Annotated in this window: 15 protein-coding genes; 13 read left to right on the top strand and 2 right to left on the bottom strand. The window is 59.9% G+C overall.

All coding sequences use genetic code 11. From position 1 onward, the window contains the following. Nucleotides 1–552: a TetR/AcrR family transcriptional regulator gene (locus tag HNQ83_RS26425; protein WP_175391775.1), complete on the bottom strand. Its 552-nt coding sequence runs from the start codon at nucleotides 550–552 to the stop codon at nucleotides 1–3. Between the two features lie 109 nt (nucleotides 553–661). Here HNQ83_RS26425 and HNQ83_RS26420 point away from each other — a divergent pair, with 109 nt between their 5' ends. From HNQ83_RS26420 to HNQ83_RS26405, 4 genes are all read left to right on the top strand, one after another. Then, on the top strand, nucleotides 662–940 hold the full coding sequence (locus HNQ83_RS26420; protein ID WP_175391773.1) for a LysR family transcriptional regulator: 279 nt from the start codon (nucleotides 662–664) through the stop codon (nucleotides 938–940). Between the two features lie 141 nt (nucleotides 941–1,081). Beyond that, nucleotides 1,082–2,341, top strand: a complete 1,260-nt coding sequence (gene mexE / locus HNQ83_RS26415) for a multidrug efflux RND transporter periplasmic adaptor subunit MexE (protein WP_175391771.1) — start codon at nucleotides 1,082–1,084, stop codon at nucleotides 2,339–2,341. Nucleotides 2,342–2,353: 12 nt separating this feature from the next. Beyond that, entirely contained in the window at nucleotides 2,354–5,533 is a 3,180-nt protein-coding gene (locus HNQ83_RS26410; protein WP_175391770.1) for an efflux RND transporter permease subunit, read from the top strand. Then, complete coding sequence (locus HNQ83_RS26405; RefSeq protein ID WP_175391768.1) at nucleotides 5,530–6,948, top strand: efflux transporter outer membrane subunit; 1,419 nt, start codon at nucleotides 5,530–5,532, stop codon at nucleotides 6,946–6,948. Before HNQ83_RS26410 ends, HNQ83_RS26405 begins: the two co-directional genes overlap by 4 nt. A gap of 215 nt (nucleotides 6,949–7,163) precedes the next feature. Here HNQ83_RS26405 and HNQ83_RS26400 read toward each other — a convergent pair whose 3' ends face one another. Beyond that, entirely contained in the window at nucleotides 7,164–7,385 is a 222-nt protein-coding gene (locus HNQ83_RS26400) for a DUF4287 domain-containing protein (RefSeq protein WP_175391766.1), read from the bottom strand. 376 nt (nucleotides 7,386–7,761) lie between these two features. Here HNQ83_RS26400 and HNQ83_RS31355 point away from each other — a divergent pair, with 376 nt between their 5' ends. The 9 genes from HNQ83_RS31355 to HNQ83_RS26355 all read left to right on the top strand — a co-directional run bounded on the left by HNQ83_RS31355 (nucleotide 7,762) and on the right by HNQ83_RS26355 (nucleotide 19,442). Continuing rightward, complete coding sequence (locus HNQ83_RS31355) at nucleotides 7,762–8,466, top strand: hypothetical protein (RefSeq protein ID WP_256669240.1); 705 nt, start codon at nucleotides 7,762–7,764, stop codon at nucleotides 8,464–8,466. A 624-nt stretch (nucleotides 8,467–9,090) separates the two neighbouring features. After that, complete coding sequence (locus tag HNQ83_RS26390) at nucleotides 9,091–11,832, top strand: winged helix-turn-helix domain-containing protein (RefSeq protein ID WP_175391764.1); 2,742 nt, start codon at nucleotides 9,091–9,093, stop codon at nucleotides 11,830–11,832. A gap of 219 nt (nucleotides 11,833–12,051) precedes the next feature. Further along, nucleotides 12,052–13,440, top strand: coding sequence for a nitrate/nitrite transporter (locus HNQ83_RS26385; RefSeq protein WP_175391762.1), 1,389 nt, complete (start codon nucleotides 12,052–12,054; stop codon nucleotides 13,438–13,440). A gap of 82 nt (nucleotides 13,441–13,522) precedes the next feature. Beyond that, nucleotides 13,523–14,359, top strand: coding sequence for an alpha/beta fold hydrolase (locus tag HNQ83_RS26380; RefSeq protein ID WP_175391761.1), 837 nt, complete (start codon nucleotides 13,523–13,525; stop codon nucleotides 14,357–14,359). Nucleotides 14,360–14,664: 305 nt separating this feature from the next. Beyond that, on the top strand, nucleotides 14,665–15,201 hold the full coding sequence (locus HNQ83_RS26375; RefSeq protein ID WP_175391759.1) for a 2,4'-dihydroxyacetophenone dioxygenase family protein: 537 nt from the start codon (nucleotides 14,665–14,667) through the stop codon (nucleotides 15,199–15,201). Nucleotides 15,202–15,223: 22 nt separating this feature from the next. Continuing rightward, nucleotides 15,224–16,129 carry a LysR family transcriptional regulator gene (locus tag HNQ83_RS26370; protein ID WP_175391757.1) on the top strand — a complete coding sequence of 302 codons (906 nt, stop codon included), beginning with the start codon at nucleotides 15,224–15,226 and terminating at the stop codon, nucleotides 16,127–16,129. Nucleotides 16,130–16,366: 237 nt separating this feature from the next. Continuing rightward, the gene (locus tag HNQ83_RS26365; protein WP_175391756.1) at nucleotides 16,367–17,086 is read left to right on the top strand and encodes an SDR family NAD(P)-dependent oxidoreductase; all 720 of its coding nucleotides are present in this window, start codon (nucleotides 16,367–16,369) and stop codon (nucleotides 17,084–17,086) included. A 161-nt stretch (nucleotides 17,087–17,247) separates the two neighbouring features. Continuing rightward, nucleotides 17,248–18,165, top strand: coding sequence for an alpha/beta hydrolase (locus HNQ83_RS26360; protein ID WP_175391754.1), 918 nt, complete (start codon nucleotides 17,248–17,250; stop codon nucleotides 18,163–18,165). Nucleotides 18,166–18,344: 179 nt separating this feature from the next. Beyond that, a complete protein-coding gene (locus tag HNQ83_RS26355) occupies nucleotides 18,345–19,442 on the top strand; it encodes an alkene reductase (RefSeq protein ID WP_175391752.1) in 1,098 nt (365 codons plus the stop codon). The last annotated feature ends 221 nt before the right edge of the window (nucleotides 19,443–19,663 follow it).

Raw genomic sequence — 19,663 nt, 5'->3', positions numbered from 1 at the left:
TCAAGACGGCCAGGCGCTGATCACCGACGCCAAAAACTGCTTCGCCAACTCAGGCTTGTCCACCGCCCGGGCAATGAGCATGGCCCCGGCCATCGAGGCAATGACCTGTTGCGCCTGCCGCAGTTTTTCCTCCTGCGTATCGCCTTCCACCAGTGGCAGCAGTATTTCAATGAAGTGCTCGATGCCCTGGGTGAAGGACTGGCTGACGGTGCCGCCGGTGCGGGCCACGTCGGCTGCCAGCGCCGGGATTGCGCAGCCTTCGGTCCAGTTGTCCAGGTGCTTCTGGGTCAGGTATCCCTTTACCAGTTCCGGAATCGATTTGGCGTTTTGCCAGTTTTGTATGTTGGTTTCGAACGTCCGGGTCACGGCCTCCGACGCCAACTGTTCCTTGCCGCCGGGAAACTGCCCGTAAAACCCGCCGTGGGTCAGTCCGACCGAGCGTGAGAGCTCGCCGATGCCTATCCCGTCGATGCCTTTTTCGCGGTATAGCCGGGACGCTGCCGTCAGAATGGCCTCCTTGTTCGCTGCGGCCTTGTCTTTCGTCACTTTCATGAGCTGCTCCTGAGGTCAGGTGCGCTTGCCATGTGCAAGTCGTCGCCAAAAGTCTTGTAATGATTATGGTCGTAATATATCGTCGGCGCAAATACCAGGTGGACACGTTATGAAACGTCATGATCTGCGCAGTATCGACCTGAATCTATTGGTGGTGTTTGAAGCCCTCATTGAGGAGCGCAACGTCACTCGGGCTGCGATAAAACTCTCGATGGGCCAACCGGCCGTCAGCGGCGCACTCAGGCGTTTGCGAGCCTTGTTCAACGATCCTTTGTTCAAGCGTATCGGTCGGGAAATGCAGCCCACGCCCCGGGCGATTTCGGTCGCGCAGACGCTTGGGCCGGCATTGGATTCGGTGTGCAGTGCAATCACCAATAGCAAGGCGTGAGCAGGGACGTTCCTTTTTTTTGTCCTTATACATGACGATCATCATTAATAGTAATACCCAAGTTCACCCCGTTCGATTCGTCGACGCCTCGCGCGAGGCCGAGACTCCGCAAATCCCTTAACCGTCTGGCGGATACCCCCCATGGAACAGTCACTCAAAGCTTTTCGTTACCCGTTTGCCGCGTTGGCGCTCACGATGCTCACCGCGTGCGATCGTGCGCCTGCCGCCGCCAATGCACCGGGGGCACCCCATGTCACGGTCGCCAAGGTTATCGAACAGCCCATCACCGAGTGGGATGAAGTCACCGCCCGACTGGAAGCGCCGGAAACGGTCGAGGTACGGCCACGGGTGTCGGGGCAGATCGTGCAGGTCGCCTTTACCGACGGCGCGTTGGTGAAGAAGGGCGACTTGTTGTTCCAGATCGATCCGCGGCCGTTCGAACACGAAGTGCATCGTTTCGAAGCCCAGTTGCAACAAGCCAGGGCCACGCTGGTGCGCACCGCCAATGAAGCGCAGCGCGGTCAGCGCCTGCTGGGCAGTAATGCGATTTCCGCCGAACTGGCCGACACCCGCACCACCACCGCGCAAGAGGCCAAGGCCGGAGTCGATGCCATCCAGGCCCAGCTCGATCTGGCGCGGCTGAACCTGAGCTTCACCCGGGTCACCGCGCCGATCAGCGGCCGCGTCAGCCGCGCCGAAATCACCGCCGGCAACATCGTCACCGCCGACACCACGCCGCTGACCAGCGTGGTCTCCACCGACAAGGTCTACGCCTATTTCGATGCGGACGAGCGTCTGTTCCTCAAGTACGGCCAGCTTTCTCGCCAGGGCCAGCGCGGCCAGACCACGCCGGTGTACATGGGCCTGTCGAACGAGGAGGGCAACAGCCACCTGGGGCAGATGAACTTCGTCGACAACCGGGTCAATCCCAAGACCGGCACCATTCGTGGTCGCGCGGTGTTCGACAACGCCGATGGCCAATACACCCCCGGTTTATATGCCCGCCTGAAACTGGTGGGCAGCGCGGCTTACTCGGGCCTGCTGATCAAGGACGAAGCGGTGGGCACGGACCTGGGCAAGAAGTTCGTGCTGGTGGTCGATCAGGACAACAAGACCCTGTACCGCAACGTTGAACTGGGGCCGAAACTCGAAGGCTTGCGCATCGTGCGCAGCGGCCTGAACAAGGAAGACCGCATCGTCATCAACGGCCTGCAGCGGGTGCGTCCGGGCGCCGTGGTCGCCCCGCAAGACGCGCCGATGGCCGACCCGGAAACCGTCGCGGCCCTGACCCGTCAGCGCCAGGCCGTCGAAGCGGGCAATCAACCAGCAAGCCCATCTCCCGTATCCGGTAAATCACCTGCCCTGGTGAAGACGGATGCGGCTGTGACACCTCGCGGATAAGGGCCCACCGACATGAAATTTTCCCAGTTCTTTATCACCCGGCCGATCTTCGCCGCGGTGCTGTCGCTGCTGATCCTGATCGCCGGCGCCATCTCCCTGTTCCAGTTGCCGATCAGCGAATACCCCGAAGTGGTACCGCCGACCGTGGTGGTGCAAGCCAACTATCCGGGGGCCAACCCCAAGGTGATCGGCGAAACCGTGGCCGCACCGCTGGAGCAGGCCATCACCGGTGTCGAAAACATGCTTTACATGTCTTCGCAATCGACAGCGGATGGTCGTTTGACTCTCACCGTGACCTTCGCCCTGGGCACCGATCTGGATAACGCCCAGGTCCAGGTGCAAAACCGCGTGACCCGCACCGAGCCCAAGTTGCCGGAAGAGGTGACTCGCATCGGCATCACCGTCGACAAGGCATCGCCGGAATTGACCCTGCTGGTGCACCTGGTTTCGCCGGACAAGCGCTACGACATGCTCTACCTGTCCAACTACGCGATCCTTAACGTCAAGGATGAGCTGGCGCGCCTGGAAGGTATCGGGACCGTGAAGATGTTCGGTATCGGCGACTACTCGCTGCGTATCTGGCTCGACCCGGACAAGACCGCCTCGCGCAATCTCACCGCCACCGACGTGGTCAACGCCGTGCGCGAACAGAACCGTCAGGTCGCCGCCGGGCAACTGGGTTCGCCGCCGGCGCCGAATGCCACCAGTTTCCAGATGTCGATCAACTCCCAGGGGCGGCTGGTCACTGAAGAGGAGTTCGAGAACGTGATCATCCGCAGTGGCCCGGATGGCGAAATCACTCGCTTGAAGGACATTGCCCGCATCGAACTGGGTTCCAACCAATACGCCTTGCGCGCCATGCTCAATAACCAGGAAGCGGTGGCAATGCCGATCTTCCAGCGCCCGGGAGCCAATGCCATCGACGTGTCCGACCAGGTACGGGCGAAGATGGCCGAGCTTAAGAAAAACTTCCCCGAAGGCATGGATTACGAGATCGTCTACGACCCGACCATCTTCGTGCGCAGCTCCATTGAAGCGGTGGTGCACACGCTGTTCGAAGCACTGGTCCTCGTGGTGCTGGTGGTGATCCTGTTCCTGCAAACCTGGCGCGCCTCGATCATTCCGCTGGTGGCGGTGCCGGTGTCGCTGATCGGTACCTTTGCCGTGATGCACCTGCTCGGGTTTTCGCTCAACGCGCTGTCGCTGTTCGGCCTGGTGCTGGCCATCGGCATCGTGGTCGACGACGCGATCGTGGTGGTGGAGAACGTCGAACGGAACATCGAATCCGGACTGGAACCGGTCGAGGCCACCAAAAAAGCCATGGGCGAGGTGACCGGGCCGATCATCGCCACGGCGCTGGTGCTGTGCGCGGTGTTCGTACCGGCGGCGTTCATCTCCGGGCTCACCGGACAGTTCTACAAGCAGTTCGCCCTGACCATTGCCATTTCGACGGTGATCTCGGCCTTCAACTCGCTGACCCTGTCGCCAGCGCTGGCGGCGGTGTTGCTCAAGGGCCATGACGCGCCGAAAGACCGTTTCTCCAAAGTGCTGGACCGGATGCTCGGCGGCTGGTTGTTCAGACCCTTCAACCGTGTCTTCGAAAAAGCCAGCCATGGCTACGTGGTGGGCGTGGGCAAGATCGTGCGCGGCAGCAGCGTCGCCTTGCTGATCTATGCCGGCTTGATCGCCCTGACTTACATGGGCTTCAGCACCACACCCACCGGTTTTGTGCCGACCCAGGACAAAAAATACCTGGTGACCTTTGCGCAACTGCCGGATGCGGCGAGCCTGGATCGCACTGAGTCGGTGATCCGGCGCATGAGCACCATCGCCATGAACGAGCCGGGTTTTGACAGCGCCGTGGCGTTTCCGGGGTTGTCGATCAACGGCTTCACCAACAGCCCGAACGCCGGCATTGCGTTCATCGGTCTGCGTCCGTTCGACGAGCGCAAGGACCCGAGCCTGTCCGCCGGGGCGATTTCCGCCTCGCTCAATGCCAAGTTCGGCGAGATCCAGGATGCCTACACGGCGGTGTTCCCGCCACCGCCGGTGCAGGGCCTGGGCACCATCGGCGGCTTCCGCCTGCAGATCGAGGATCGAGGCAACCTGGGCTACGACGAGCTGTACAAAGAGACCATGAACATCATTACCAAGAGCCGCAATGTGCCGGAGCTGGCCCGGGTGTTCACCAGCTACACCGTCAACGTGCCGCAAGTCGAAGCCGCTATCGACCGGGAAAAAGCCAAGACCCACGGGGTGAAAATCAACGACATCTTCGACACCCTGCAGGTCTACCTGGGCTCGCTGTACGCCAACGACTTCAACCGCTTTGGCCGTACCTATCAGGTCAACGTGCAGGCCGAGCAACAGTTTCGCCAGGAGCCGGAGCAGATCGGCCAGTTGAAGGTGCGCAACGATCGCGGCGAGATGATTCCGCTGGCGACCTTCGTCAAGGTCAGCCCGACCTCGGGTCCTGATCGGGTCTCGCACTACAACGGCTTCCTCACCGCGGAAATCAACGGTGGCGCGGCCCCCGGCTACAGCTCTGGCCAGGCTCAGGCGGCCATTGAAAAACTGCTGAAGGAAGAATTGCCCAACGGCATGACCTACGAGTGGACCGACCTGACCTACCAGCAGATCCTGTCCGGCAACACCGCACTGCTGGTGTTCCCGCTCTGCGTGCTGCTGGCGTTCCTGGTGCTGGCAGCGTTGTACGAGAGCTGGAGCCTGCCGCTGGCGGTGATCCTGATCGTGCCGATGACCCTGCTGTCGGCGATTGCCGGGGTGATCATTTCCAAGGGCGACAACAACATCTTCACCCAGATCGGCTTGATCGTACTGGTGGGCCTGGCCTGCAAGAACGCGATCCTGATCGTCGAGTTCGCCAAGGACAAACAGGACCAGGGCTTCTCGCCGCTGGACGCCGTGCTGGACGCGTGCCGCATGCGGCTGCGGCCGATCCTGATGACCTCGTTCGCCTTCATCATGGGCGTCATCCCGCTGGTGACTTCCAGCGGTGCCGGTTCGGAAATGCGCCGCGCCATGGGTGTCGCCGTGTTCTCCGGCATGCTCGGCGTGACCTTCTTCGGCCTGCTGCTGACGCCGGTGTTCTTCGTCCTCATTCGTCGCTACATCGAACGCAAGCAAGCGAGAAAACAAGCCCACGCGCTGAACCTGGAGGTGCAACCATGAACGCTCTGAAGTTCTTTCTACCCAGCCTCCTGGTGACCGCGCTGGCCGCCTGCACGGTGGGGCCGGACTACAAAACCCCTGATACTCCGCCGGCCAACAGCGTTTATGCCAAAACCGCCAACTACGATCAGACGCGCTTTGAAACGGTGTGGTGGCAGCAGTTCGACGACCCCACGCTGAATCAACTGGTCAGCAAGTCCCTGGAAGGCAACCGCGACCTGCGCGTGGCCTTCGCCCGCTGGAAAGCCGCCCGGGCGATTCGCGACGACATCAGCAACGACAACCTGCCGGTGGTCACCAGTCGTGTCAGCAGCCTGCAAGGTAAATCACAGGTGCCGGGCCAGACCGAGAGCCGGGTGAATACCGAGCGCTACGATCTGGGGCTGGACATGGCCTGGGAAATCGACCTGTTCGGACGCATCCAGCGTGCGCTTGAGTCGAGCGATGCCCGGGAAGACGCGGCAGCGGCGGACCTGTATCAATTGCGGGTGACCATGATCGCCGAACTGGTCGATGCCTACGGCCAACTGCGCGGCGCGCAACTGCGGGAAAAAATCGCCCTGGCTAACCTCAAGAATCAAAGCGATTCACGGGCCGTGACCGTCAGCCTGCGCGATGCCGGCGTCGGCAACGAGCTGGACGTGGTCCGCGCCGACGCGCGCCTGGCCGCTGTCGAGGCCAGCGTACCGCAATTGCAGGCGGAACAGGTCCGGCAGAAAAACCGCATCGCGACCTTGCTCGGCGAGCGTCCGGACCCGTTGAGCGTGTCCCTGAGTCCGAAAGATTTGCCGGCCATCGCCAAGGCACTGCCCATCGGCGATCCCGCCGAACTGCTGCGCCGCCGCCCCGATGTGCTGGCAGCCGAACGCCGGCTCGCCGCCGCGACAGCGGACGTCGGCGTGGCCACCGCCGACCTGTTTCCCCGGGTCAGCCTGAGCGGCTTCCTCGGCTTTACCGCCGGGCGCGGCTCACAAATCGGCTCCGCCGCCGCCAAGGCCTGGAGCCTCGGCCCGAGCATCACCTGGGCGGCCTTCGATCTGGGCAGCGTGCGGGCACGGATTCGCGGTGCCGATGCCGATGCCGAAGGCGCACTGGCCACCTATGAACAGCAGGTGCTGCTGGCGCTGGAAGAGTCGGAGAATGCGTTCAGTGATTACGGTAAGCGGCAGCAGCGGTTGTTGTCGTTGATCAAGCAGAGCGAGTCGAGCAGGGCGGCGGCGGATCTGGCAGCGACCCAGTACAAGGAAGGCGCCGTGGACTATCTCGTCCTGCTCGACGCCCAGCGGGAGCGACTTAACGCCGAGGATGCTCAGGCACTGGGTGAAACTGATCAGTACCGGGCGATTGTCGCGATCTACAAAGCGCTGGGTGGAGGATGGGATGCCGGTGGTAAAGAGGTGGCGTCCAGGAACTGAAAAATCGGTCTCCTTTTTTGTAGGAGCGAGCTCGCTCGCGAAAAACCGCCGGGCGCCGCAGGGCACCTGGTTTTACGCGTTATCGTTCACGACCATCGCGAGCAGGCTCGCTCCTACAGAAGGAGAAGAGTTGCTGGATGGTGGGAGTGAGCCTGCTCGCGAAAAACCAACAGGCGCCGCAGCGGATGCGTTGCATCGAAGGCTGCGAATCCCCTTCATCCGTTCTTTGCAGTGGTCGCCAAATGGTGCGCGACCAAGGCATTGGCATGTCCATGGCCCATGCCGTGTTCGGTTTTGAGAACGGCCACCATTTCCATGTGCTTCTTGCCATCCAGGGTTTTGAGAAGGTCCAGCCAGTAAGTGACAGGGTGTCCGTACTTCTTTTCAATCGAGGGGAAATACGATGCGGGGCCTTTGACTTTTGCCTCTTCGGTCATGATGCAAACTCCATTTTTGCGGTTAGGTGAAGCGCAATACTGAAAAAATTGATGTAACCACCGTAGTAGAACCGGCGCCTATGCGAAAGGCGAGATAAGGGCGCATTGGCGGTTTTCGAATCAGTTGCTTGTTTGTAGTGACGCCATTCGTCCATTGAACTCGGGCTGAAAGTCCGCCCTCTAAAGATAATGTGGGAAAATTTCCCTCACTGAGGTGCCAACTGGCTTCGAAGGATCGTGCGCAAATCGCAGTGGCTCGTCTGTGCTGCGGATTTATGGCCGTGTCGGTTGGCGGGTCGCCCTGTGGGCGGCTGGAAACTCAATGGATCTGCGTTTGATACGGAGATGACTACGCAGCTCCACGCGGAGGTGCATCATGCATATCAACAAATGTGTATTGGCGCTGGCCATTGGCGGCGTGTTGTCGGCATCGACTGTCCTGGTACCGGATTACATCAGTGGTTTCTCAAGCGTGTACGCCAGAGATGGCGGTAGCGGCGGGGGAGGCGGCGGTGGAGGTCATGGCGGTGGCGGTGGCGGTGGCGGCGGTAGTGGCCACGGTGGTGATGGCGGAGGCGGCAATGGTGGCCATGGAGAAGGTGGTGGTCATGCAGGCCAGGGGCACGGCGGTGCTGACCAAGGCGGCGTGGCTGGCAACAGAGGTCCGGGCAATGCCCGTGACAACGATGCCAATGATGACAATGATCGCGCCAGGGACGCTGCCAGAAACGATGCAGATGCAGCCCGAGACGCAGCCCGTGCTGATGCGGATGCAACTCGCGATGCTGCCAAGGCCGCGGCAAATGCAACCAGAGATGCCGCCCGAGCCGATGCGGACGCCGCCAGAGCTGCTGCAAAAGCGGCTGGCGATCCGAATGCAGACGCCACCCGAGATGCTGCCAGGGCCGCGGCCGACGCAACCAGGGACGCCGCCCGGAGAAACGCCGATGCAACCCGGGATGCGGCCAGAGCCAGTGCTGACGCAACCAGAGACGCTGCCAAGGCTCAGGCGAACGCCGCCAGGAATGCGGTGGACGCTCCAGACGCGCCGGATATGGACGTGGTCGAGGTAAGGAACTAGGTCTGTCAGTTCAGCAATGAAATGGCGGTCGCTCAGGATGACACGACCCTTGTAGGCGCTGCCGCAGGCTGCGATGGGCGTTAACGATAACGCGGGTTTTCTGGATGCCCGCGTTGTCAGGACAAACATGAGGACGGGTTTTATGACCGGTCCAGGCTCGCTTTCGGGCTGTTCCCTTCTTCGCCGCTTTTCCTTGTAGGAGCGAGCCTGCTCGCGAAAAACCAACAGGCGCCGCTGGGCATCTGGCTGTACGCGTTATCGTTCCCGACCATCGCGAGCGAGCTTGCTCCTACAGAAGGGGGAAGGGCTTTTCGCTGCTTTTCCTTGTGGGAGCGAGCCTGCTCGCGAAAAACCAACAGGCGCCGCTGGGTATCTGGCTGTACGCGTTATCGTTCCCGACCATCGCGAGCGAGCTCGCTCCTACAGGTGGGCGAAGCAGCCTGCGACAGCTCACAGAGGATGGTGCATCCCGCAGATCAGCTCGCCCCGGTCGCCATTGATCGAGTTTTACTTCAATGCGCTGGCTCCGGAAGTGGATATCCACTAAACCCAACCAGACGTGTAGTGGGTTTCCAGAGCCATCGATCGTCAGGGTTTTCGCAGACGACCGAGAGAGAACAGATCATGAACGATGCGTTCGTCTTCGGACCGTTCTGCTTGTATCCCGGCAGTCGAAGTTTGCGAAAGGATGGCGTGGACGTATCGCTGGGAAGCCGAGCATTCGACATCTTGGCGGCGTTGGTTGCGGGCAATGGCAAGGTCATGACTCGGCGGGAGTTGATGGCCGCCGGTTGGCCCGAACTGGTCGTTGCAGAATCCAATTTGCGTATACAGATTGCCAACGTTCGGCAGGCGCTCGGGTGCGGGCTCGACGGCGTTCGTTACATCGCCAATGTGCCGGGACGTGGGTACTGCTTTGTTGCAGCGGTAGAACACACCGAAGACAGTGACCAGGTGCGATCGGCAGCGTCGCAGGCGCTGGTTGCGCAAGCGGCAGAGCCGTCCAGGGTGCTATCGCACATCCCCGCACCGTTGAGAGGCGCTGTCGGGCGCCAGGAGAGTGTTGCCGAACTCTCGCAGGTGATCCTGGACCGGCGTTTAGTCACCGTGGTCGGTGCCGGTGGGGCAGGGAAGACGACGTTGGCTGTACTGGTCGCCCATGCCCTCGATGTGTTTGGTGATGCGATTTACTTTGTGGATCTGAGCGCCTTGGATAAGAGCGCCGTGGATTGCGTCGAGAGGGTCATGGAGGCGCTTGCCCTGGCGGTTGGGTACAGACCCACAGGCACGGAGTTGTTTGCCGAACTGTTGGAAGTGCTTTCGGCGAAGAGGACTTTGATTGTTCTCGATAATTGCGAGCACGTCATCGCTGCTGTGGTCGATCTTTGTCTGCGGATCATGGCCGCTACCCCGACCGTGTCTTTTTTAGCCACCAGCCGGGAGGCTTTGCGGGTCAAAGACGAGTTCGTCTATCGGCTACACCCCTTGGCGACTCCCCCCGACACAGAGCGCATCAGTGCAAGGCAGGCGATGGATTGGCCTGCCATCCGCTTGTTCATGGAGCGGGCAAAGGAAAGCGGGGCCCGAGAAAGCCTGAGCAATGATGATGCACTCGTCGTGGCCGCGCTTTGCCGCCGTCTGGATGGCAATCCCCACGCGATAGGCCTGGTGGCCAGTCGGGTCGCAACCTACGGAATACAGGGTGTTGCCAACCTGCTCGAGAATCAGTTCGCATTGCACTGGAAAGGTCAACGCGATGCCAGTCCACGTCATCAGACGGTCGAGGCCATGATTGACTGGAGCCACGATTTACTCACCCCACGAGATCAGCGGGTTCTCTACAGGTTGTCGGTTTTTTGCGCAGGGTTTCCGGTAAAGGCTGCAGTGGCGGTGGCGTCGGATGAGCAAACCGATGCCTTCGAGGTGGAAGAGGCTATTCGGGATCTGGTGGATAAATCGCTGGTCGCGGTGTATTCGGTGAAGGGGGAAACCTGTTTCAGGTTGCTTGAGACAACCAAGACCTATGCGGCTACCCGATTGGCAAAACTGCGTTTAACGGACCCGATCGCTCTGCGCCATGCCCTGTATTACACAGAGCAACTTCAGGTTTATGCCAATGGCCAATCCGCCGCCCGCAGCCTCCCTTTTCACCTGCCGGAAATCGGTAACGTACGTGCGGCGCTGGAGTGGTCCTTCGTTGCCGGGCAAGATCCAGCACTGGCAGCACAAATGAGCAGCCTTGCAGCGCCATTGTTCCTGGAGCTTGGCCTGCTCATGGAGTGCAAGCGCTGCTGCGAACGCGCGCTCAGGATGCTGCCCGACCACCTCTGTGCGACGACACTCGAGCTGGGTCTGCTTGAATCATTGGCCATCACGTACTACTGCGGTGGTGAGTATGACGGTGAAGTGACGAGTACGTTGGAGCGCGGGCTGACATTGTCACGGCGCCTGGCTGACAGCCACTCGATGTTCCATCTCCTCGCCGGCCTTCACCTTGTGTTGATCGCAAACGGCAGGATTCAGGAGTCGCTGTCTGTCAGTGAGTCGTATGCCACTGCCGCCCGCGATCAAGGTGGGCCAGGCGAGGCCGTGATTGCCTGGTGGATGGAGGGCGCGTCCTGGCACTTCTCAGGTAACCAGATGGCAGCCGATGAAAGCTACGGCTCAGGTGCCGATCTTGTGGTCAGGCACGGGCTGCGCCCACTGCGTTACTTCGAGAGCAAGGAGCAAACCATTGCCAGCCTCGGCAGGGCACGGGTCAAGTGGATACGCGGCATGCCGGCACAGGCGTTGCAGCTGGCAAACAGCGCCATCAACGATAGCCGGCGCCATCCGGATTCGTTCTGCCTGTGTGCGACGCTGTGTTTTCCGATCCTGCTCAGCCATGGAGAGTCGGACCAGGCCGAATGCCTCATCCACGAACTGGAGAACGTCGCCCAGGACTACAAAGTCGCGGTGCGCCATCAGGTGATTCATTTCCTCAAAGGCTTGTTGCTGCTACAGCAAGGTGGTTTTCAGGCGGCGGTTGAGCACCTCCAGCAATGCGTGGCCACGCTGCCACCTCGCACACTGACCTTTTTAAGGACTGATGCACTGCAGGCACTGGCCGAGGCGCAGCGAGCGTGTGGAGACACGGCCGGCGCATTGGCTGCGATCAACGAAGCGATTGATCTTGCGCGGCGGACCGGGGGGTTATTCAGCCTTGCGGATCTGCTGAAAACCAAGGCCGAAGTACTCATGGGGTTGGAGCAGGTCGAACGCGCAGAGGTCGAGGACTTGCTTGCCCAGGCATTGGACTGTGCCCGGGAGCAGGGTGCGCTGGGCTGGGAGTTGAGGCTGGTGCCTGTCATCACCTCGCTTCGATGACGCCTTGATTCATCCCGGCTGTCCTCTACCTGTGCCAAACATTCAAAGCAGGTGTGCTTTTCCAGCTATATCCATCAAATCTCGTCGGGTTTCTAATCCTCAAACGGTGGCCTCGAACACTTCCGGTGTTCTGGAGGCGCCTGCATACCCGACGTTGTCAGTGCGATGCACCCATTCGCCGGGGAACAATAAAAATAAAACTCAGCGGGAGAGAATCCAATGGGCCTCGCTCAAGAAAAGGCAGGTGTTATTCCGTCGTTCACCCGGGTTTCCAAAGGTGCGGGAACCGCCTCGTGGGGAGCAATGGCGTTGCTCTGGCTGGTCTACGCCATGGACGCCAACTCACGTCAGATGTTCTTTATGGTGTTGCCCTCGATCACCAGCGAATTCAAGACCAGTGCAGAAATGACCGGTTTTCTCGCGGCGTTCATCACCATCGCCACCTCGTTGATTGCTGTGCCTTGCATGATCTGGGCTGACAAGGGCGGGCAAGGTTGGATGAGGAAGTATCGTCACCTGCCCATCGTGATTGCCTACACCTTGTTTACCTTTTTGACCGGGCTGAATTTCCTCACCGCATCATTGGGCATGCTCGTCGCGTTGCAGGTGATTTCCCACGCCTTTGGCGGGGCCGGTGAGGCTATCGAAGTCACGTCTTTGTCCGAGTGGTGGTCGCGTGAACGGCGCGGTTTTGCGCTGGGGTTGCATCACACGGGCTATCCATGGGGCACGTTGATCGGTGGTCTGGCGATCAGTGCCTTGTTGAACGCTTACGGTCCTGAGAACTGGCGCCTGGCCTTTCTGCTGTTCCCGGTCCCCATGATCATTATCTTTTCGATCTACTGGTGGTTTTGCACCAAAAAGCGCTACGAGTCGTTCGTCGATCATGTGCGTGACGTTGGGGAAACCGTTCCGGCGTTAAGCGCTGCCCAAGGGGCGGTGGTGGCACCTGAGGGCGCTTTTCGGTCCGCGATGCGCAATCCGAACATCAGCACTATCGCGCTGGTCTCGATGCTGGCCATTGTCGGTTATTTCGGAATCAGCTTCTGGCTGCCTCAGTACCTGGCATTCGTGGCTCATTACAACTTCGCCGAGGCCGCGGCGTATTCCGTTTTGTTCACCATCACCGGTGGTATCGGGCAAATCGTCTGGGGTTGGATCTCTGACCGCATGGGCCGCAAGCTTTGCCTGATGATCGTATTCGCCTGGCTGGCGATCGGCATGTACCTGTTTCAGTTCACGTCCTTGAGCCTGACCTGGCTCATCTGCATTCAATTGTTTGCCGGGTTTGCAATGAATGCGCCCTATACGCTGCTGTATGCGATCGCCTTCGATTCAGCCAAGCCCGGCACGTCGGGCATCGCGGGCTCGATTGTCAACGTGGGTATCTATGCCGGTGGCTTCGGCCCTTTCGTGATCGGCCTGTTCATCGGTGCCGGCGGCGGTTTTGATCAGGTGGCGGGGTACAACTACGCGCTGTATTTCATCTCCGGACTGATGGTGGTTGCTGCGTTTGTAACCGCCTTTTTTACACGCGAGACCACGGGATGGTTCCTCAAACACGATCGGGCGTTGGTTTCAAAAGCGTCCTGCAACCTGGCGGATTGAGTCGTCGTACCGACTGAAAACGCCACACCTGCACCCTATAAAAAAATCCCTTGCGGGGATGTTCAATGTCAGGAGAACCAACATGCTAAAAGTTGCCAATTCGTACGGTAAACACATTCAGGTCAATGGCACGACGCTATGGGTTGAAGACACGGGCGAAGCTGACCTGCCCGTCGTGCTTTGCCTTCACTCCTGCTTTCTCGATGGGAGCATGTTTGACGGCCTGGTCCAGGCCGCTGACGGCAAGTTTCGGGTCATACGCCCTGATTTCAGAGGCCAGGGAAGAAGCGCCCTGGACGATGTCGACATCATCACCATGGATCAGTGTGCGGATGACATGGAAGCCCTGATCGAAAAAATGGAGCTCAGCTCGATCAATGTCATGGCCCAATCCATGGGTGGAGATGTGGCGTTCAGGCTCATTGCCAGACGCCAGGCGCTTTTCCGCTCACTGGTGGTCGCAGGCTCCTCGGCCTGTGGTGAGCCGCCCGAGCAAGGCGCGCGATTCGCGCAATGGGTGGTCGACGCGGGGGAGCAGGGTTTCGTCGGTGAAATCCTCGACATGACCATGGAAGTGATGTTTGGCAAGACCACTCGCAATAACCCTGAAAAGCAGGAGCTGGTGGCCTTTTGGCGAGATCGAATCCAGGCGTTGCCAAAAACGCTGCGCCCGGCGATGAAAGGGGTCATGCATCGCGAAAGTTCAGTGGAGTTGTTGGCATCGATCACCATCCCGGTGCTGATCATCAATGGCGAGGAGGACATGCCGCGACCGCCTGCGTGGTCCGATGAGATGAAGCGGGAATTGCCGAACTCGAAATTGATCCGACTCAGCAAGATCGGGCACAGTCCGACCCTGGAGGCGCCCGAGCAGGTGCTTCCGGCAATCATCGACTTCTTTTCGAATCCCCGCGTGTAGGCACCGGGCATGCTCGCGATGGACGCCAACGATAACGCGTAGTGCCTGATACACCGCGTTGCCCGGACGCTCTTCGCGAGCAGGCTCGCTCCCGCACGGACCCTCACCTCAAGCGCCCGCATTTTGCGGGCGCTTTCATTTGTCATGTCGCCTGACGGCGCTTCGTTCCCTATGACCAGGCGTCACATCTGGTGTGCGCAGGCAGCTGTTTTCATCGTGGGATCACTCCCATAACCTTTCATTCAACCGAACCAAGGGCGCGATTGTTGCGCTGTTGATGCTTGAAAAAACCGAGAGGCCGAAAAATGAATACTCCCGTAAAACCTGATGAATTGGCGATTGCCTACCAGTTGCCGCAAGTCCCATTCATGACCCCGGACATGGTTCACCCTGGCGTAATGACCCAATGGCTGGACGATGACGAATTATGGGTTCCGGTCACTAAAACGGTTTCGTTCAAGCCGCTTCTACTCAATACCAGTGGCGGGTACTACATTAACCTTCTGCGTGTGCGCCAGGCCGGTGTCCTTTCTCGTCACCGCCACACCGGTGGTGTTCATGCGATCGTGCTCAAGGGGCGTTGGTATTACCTGGAGCATGACTGGATCGCTGAAGAAGGCTCCTTTGCGTACGAGCCTCCCGGTGAGACACACACGCTTTTCGTGCCTGAAGACGTTGAGGAAATGATTACCTGGTTTCACGTTCAGGGCGGCTATACCTACGTCGACCCTCAGGGCGTTGCGGTCGGTTACGAAGACGTTTTTACCAAGCTTGAAAGCGCCCGCGCTCATTACAAATCCTTGGGGCTGCCGGACGATTACATTGAGCAGTTCATCCGCTGATCACGCTACGCCAGGATAGGGAATGGACAACTACTCGCAGCTTCTCGCGTTCATATGGTCGACCGAGTGCGGCAGTTTCTCGGCGGCTGCCAGGGCCCATAACATCACCCCGTCGGCCGTGAGCAAGTTGATCACCCGCTTGGAGGATCGGCTGCAGGTCAGGCTTTTCCAGAGGGGCTCGCGGGTTCTGACGCTGACCGAGGAGGGGGCCGCTTACCTGCGCAGTGCCAAGGCAGTCGTCGAAGCGATGAACGAGGCTGATTCTTTGGCCGAAGGCCTACCCTCAAGGGTCAGCGGTACCCTTCGCATCCATACCATGACCACCTTTGCCAAGCACCAGATAGTGCCTTGGCTTGCGGAGTTCCTGGATTTGTACCCGTCGATGGATGTGGAAATTCAGTTGGGGGCGCAGTTTGTGGACCACTTTGAACAGGGACTCGATATTGCCATCCACAGCGGAGTGCTGCCGAGTTCTTCCCGCATCGCCAAGCGAATCGGTGAGTGTGAGTGGCTGATTTGCGCCTCGCCCGCTTACCTGGCTGAACAGGGTACGCCGACGGTTCCGGCCGACCTTTTGAACCACCGCTGTTTCAACTTCAGTTTTGTAAGCCCCTGGAGCAAATGGGTATTCGTCCAGGACGGCGAAGGGGTTTCGGTGCCGGTAACGCCCAGTGCATCGTTCACTCAAGGCGATCTGCTGCGGGATATGGCTCTATCGGGGGCGGGGGTGGTCAAGCTGGCCGACTTCCATATCGGGGCAGACGTAAGAGCTGGCACATTGGTGCCCCTGTTGGAGGACTTCAAGTCGGGGATCGTTGAACCGGTCTATTTGTTGTACTCGGACAGAAGACATCTCAGCCCACGCATTCGGGTGTTCATTGAGTTCTTCCAGGAAAAGTGGCGGCAGAACCCCTGGAAGGTCACGTGAAGCAACGCCGTGTTAACGGCAATTGACAACGTTTAACCCTCTGCACGACCTCGTCAGCGCTACTGTGCCGGTGCTGATGTGCATCGAACCATCGACCGGTTTTCGCGGTGTCTCTACTCGGGCGTTCCCTTGGATCGTTCCCAGGACGAGGCCCCGGCGGGTGCCCGCCGCTGACTTTCCTGCACATCGAGTCACCGGGATTTCCCACGACGCAAGATGAACAGAAGGTATTAGGTCATGAGATTGAAAAACAAAGTGGTATTGGTCACTGGAGCGGCCAGCGGTATCGGTTACGCCGTCACGGAACTGTTCGCCAAGGAAGGGGCGACGGTGTTTGCCAGTGATATTGCGGATCCTGTAACCGCCTATTGCGAGGGTGTCGAAGCCCTGAAGCTCGACGTCACGAGCGAAGAGGACTGGTCGTCGGCAGTCGCTGCGATCATCGACAAGCAGGGTCGTCTGGATGTGCTGATCAACAATGCCGGGATCATTGCCTACGAAGGCCTGGATGAGCTGGAAATGAAGGAATGGCTGCAGATGATCGCGGTCGACCAGACGGGCGTCTTTCTCGGAATGCGCGAGGCAGTCCGGGTGATGCGCCGGCAGGGAGCGGGGTCAATCGTCAATATCTCGTCGATTTGGGGCAGCGCGGCCGTTGCCGGTGCCCACGCCTACCACGCCGTCAAAGGTGCGGTACGAAACATGTCGAAAAACGCTGCGATGACGTATGCAACCCAAGGGATCCGGGTCAACTCGGTGCACCCTGGTTTTATCGACACGCCGCTTACCCAGGCGCAAGCAGCGGATCTCAACGACCAGGTCATCGATTCGACGCCGATGAAACGAGCGGGCAAGCCCATCGAGATCGCCTACGGCTGCCTGTATCTGGCCAGCGACGAGTCGAGCTACGTCACAGGCGCGGAATTGGTTATCGACGGCGGCTACCTTGCTCAATAGCCGGGATTGATTCGAACGGCCGCGACCTGATCGCAGCGGCGTGCAGGCGTCGCTCGATCCGTTCAAGGCCAGTCACTACACCTTCGTGCGATCCGCTCCGGGGCCTGAGCAGCCCTTCGCAGCCGGATCGACAACTGTGAAAGAGAACTTCGGGATTACCTATGATTTTCAGTCCAAACGTTCAGGAATGCATCGATGCCTGGAATACGGCGTCACTGGCCTTCGGCCCCTTGTTGCGCGGCGAGGACGGGTGTTGGGAGACCGCCCGGCGCAACTATGTGCAGGTGCTCGCGGCTCATCCCACGCCTGAAGGCGTGACCGTCGAACAGATTGACATGGGCGGCGTTGCCGCGACGGTCGTCTCGCCGCCGGAAGTCGAGAACGGCAAAGTGCTGCTTTACATTCACGGCGGTGGGTATGTCGCGGGCAGCCCTGCGGGTTATCACGGCCTGGCAGGGCATTACGCCAGACTGTTGAAGGCCAAGGTTTACATGCCTGACTATCGTCTCGCGCCGGAACATCCGTTTCCCGCTGCGATTGAAGACACGTTGACCTCCTACCGCTGGCTGCTGGAGCAGGGCATATCGCCGAGAAACATCGCCTTCTCAGGTGACTCGGCGGGTGGGGCCATGGTTGTCACGGTGATGGTGGCGGCGCGCAACGCAGGGCTGCCGCTTCCGGTTGCCGGGGTCGCCCTTTCGCCTTGGGCTAATCTTGAGCATACCGGCTCGTCGATGCTGACCCGTGACGGCGTCGATCCCACGGTGAACCTGACGGGCCTCAACTTGATGGCCAGAGCATTTTTGCAGGATGCGCTGAAAAACGACCCGGGTGCATCCCCGGTCTTCGCGGATGTGCGTGGGTTGCCGCCCATACTGGTGCAGATCGGCGAGCGTGAAGTCATGTTGAGCGATGCGATGCGATTGGCTACGCACCTGGCAGAGAATCGCGTACGCGTGACACTGGAAGTGTGGCCCGAAATGTTCCACGTCTGGCACCTGTTCGCGACGATTCTTCCAGAGGGGATGAAGGCCCTCAAAGGCGCGGTTGCCTTCATCGATGAAGCCTATAAGGCATGAGGGTCAATACCCGTTGGTTAACAACGTTTAACCGGGTTTGACCCCGCTGTATTTATTGCCCCTGTCACTGGGTGGATGCCGCTCACTGTACCTGTTTGCGAGTGGCGTTTGGGCTTGATGCCTGACGTGTGCCGTCGGTGCAGCACAGCCCGTTACTCGAACATTTTGGAGTCAAAACCATGTCCGATAATCAACGATCCGATCTTTTCTCATCGCTAGCGATCGGTGCAATCAAGGTGGCCAATCGGGTCGCCATGGCCCCGCTGACGCGCTCCCGGGCGACCATGGAGGGCGTGCAATCGCCGCTGGCGGTCGAGTACTACCGGCAGCGGGCGACCGCCGGCCTTATCATTTCCGAAGCCACCAACATCTCGCGGCAAGGACGCGGTTATGCCTTCACGCCAGGCATCTACACCGCGGAGCACGTGGCGGCATGGCGTCAAGTCACCGACGCGGTGCACGAGGCGGGCGGCAAGATCGTCTGCCAACTGTGGCACGTCGGTCGGATGTCCCATGTCAGCCTGCAAGAGAACGGCGCCGCGCCCGTGGCGCCGTCAGCCATCCAGGCCGGGGAGGTGGTGTTCCTCGAATCGCAAACCCTGGGCGCACCGTCAATGCCCCGTGCCCTGCAAACCGAGGAGATCGCACTGATCCTTGAGGATTACAAACACGCCGCGCGCTGTGCCAAGGACGCCGGTTTCGATGGCGTCGAGGTGCACGCGGCCAACTGTTACCTGCTTGAGCAGTTCATTCGCGACAGCACCAACCTGCGTACCGACCAGTACGGCGGCTCGGTGGAAAATCGCATTCGATTCCCCCTGGAAGTCGTGCAGGCCGTCGCGCAGATCTGGGGTGCGGACCGTGTCGGCGTAAGGCTGTCACCGATCACCCGTGCCGTGGGCGACACGCCGCTGGACAGCGATCCGCAGGCGACTTATGGCTATTTTGCCCAGCACCTCGGGCGACTGGGACTGGCCTATCTTCACTGTGTAGAAGGCCAGACCCAGGGCGAAAACGAAGCCAGCGGCTTTGACTTCAAAGCGTTGCATGCCACCTACGGTGGTCGTTACATCGCCAACAACAGCTATGACCGTCAGATGGCCCTCGACGCTGTCGCCTCAGGCCATGCCGACATGGTGGCTTTCGGGCGTCCATTCATCAGCAATCCGGACCTGGTGGAGCGACTGAAGCTTGATGCGCCGCTCGCAGAATCGGATCGGGACACCTTTTACGGGGGTGGCGCGGCAGGCTACACCGACTACCCAACCCTCACCTGATACACCCGGTTACCGCCGGATTAACGCTGTGCCTGTGGGTAGCGGTTGTGACAAGGAAATGGAGTCGGTCGCTACATGGATCAGCTCTTTTGTAGGAGCGAGCCTGCTCGCGAAAAACCAACAGGCGCCGCTGGGCATCTGGTTTGCGCGTTATCGTTCACGACCATCGCGAGCAGGCTGAACTGGCCTAATGATTTTGGACACTTCAATCGGGCGCTATG

Source organism: Pseudomonas sp. C2B4, assembly GCF_013359695.1.
Taxonomy (GTDB): Bacteria; Pseudomonadota; Gammaproteobacteria; order Pseudomonadales; family Pseudomonadaceae; genus Aquipseudomonas.
The sequence above is the reverse complement of the archived record's forward strand: the minus strand, read 5'-3'. Positions and strand labels throughout refer to the sequence as shown.

Coding starts and splice junctions, on each gene's coding strand:
- HNQ83_RS26370 (WP_175391757.1), top strand. CDS start 15,224: ATGGACAACTACTCGCAGCTTCTCGCGTTCATATGGTCGACCGAGTGC.
- HNQ83_RS26365 (WP_175391756.1), top strand. CDS start 16,367: ATGAGATTGAAAAACAAAGTGGTATTGGTCACTGGAGCGGCCAGCGGT.
- HNQ83_RS26425 (WP_175391775.1), bottom strand. CDS start 552: ATGAAAGTGACGAAAGACAAGGCCGCAGCGAACAAGGAGGCCATTCTG.
- HNQ83_RS26375 (WP_175391759.1), top strand. CDS start 14,665: ATGAATACTCCCGTAAAACCTGATGAATTGGCGATTGCCTACCAGTTG.
- HNQ83_RS26385 (WP_175391762.1), top strand. CDS start 12,052: ATGGGCCTCGCTCAAGAAAAGGCAGGTGTTATTCCGTCGTTCACCCGG.
- HNQ83_RS26420 (WP_175391773.1), top strand. CDS start 662: ATGAAACGTCATGATCTGCGCAGTATCGACCTGAATCTATTGGTGGTG.
- HNQ83_RS26400 (WP_175391766.1), bottom strand. CDS start 7,385: ATGACCGAAGAGGCAAAAGTCAAAGGCCCCGCATCGTATTTCCCCTCG.
- HNQ83_RS31355 (WP_256669240.1), top strand. CDS start 7,762: ATGCATATCAACAAATGTGTATTGGCGCTGGCCATTGGCGGCGTGTTG.
- HNQ83_RS26405 (WP_175391768.1), top strand. CDS start 5,530: ATGAACGCTCTGAAGTTCTTTCTACCCAGCCTCCTGGTGACCGCGCTG.
- mexE (WP_175391771.1), top strand. CDS start 1,082: ATGGAACAGTCACTCAAAGCTTTTCGTTACCCGTTTGCCGCGTTGGCG.
- HNQ83_RS26355 (WP_175391752.1), top strand. CDS start 18,345: ATGTCCGATAATCAACGATCCGATCTTTTCTCATCGCTAGCGATCGGT.
- HNQ83_RS26410 (WP_175391770.1), top strand. CDS start 2,354: ATGAAATTTTCCCAGTTCTTTATCACCCGGCCGATCTTCGCCGCGGTG.
- HNQ83_RS26390 (WP_175391764.1), top strand. CDS start 9,091: ATGAACGATGCGTTCGTCTTCGGACCGTTCTGCTTGTATCCCGGCAGT.
- HNQ83_RS26380 (WP_175391761.1), top strand. CDS start 13,523: ATGCTAAAAGTTGCCAATTCGTACGGTAAACACATTCAGGTCAATGGC.
- HNQ83_RS26360 (WP_175391754.1), top strand. CDS start 17,248: ATGATTTTCAGTCCAAACGTTCAGGAATGCATCGATGCCTGGAATACG.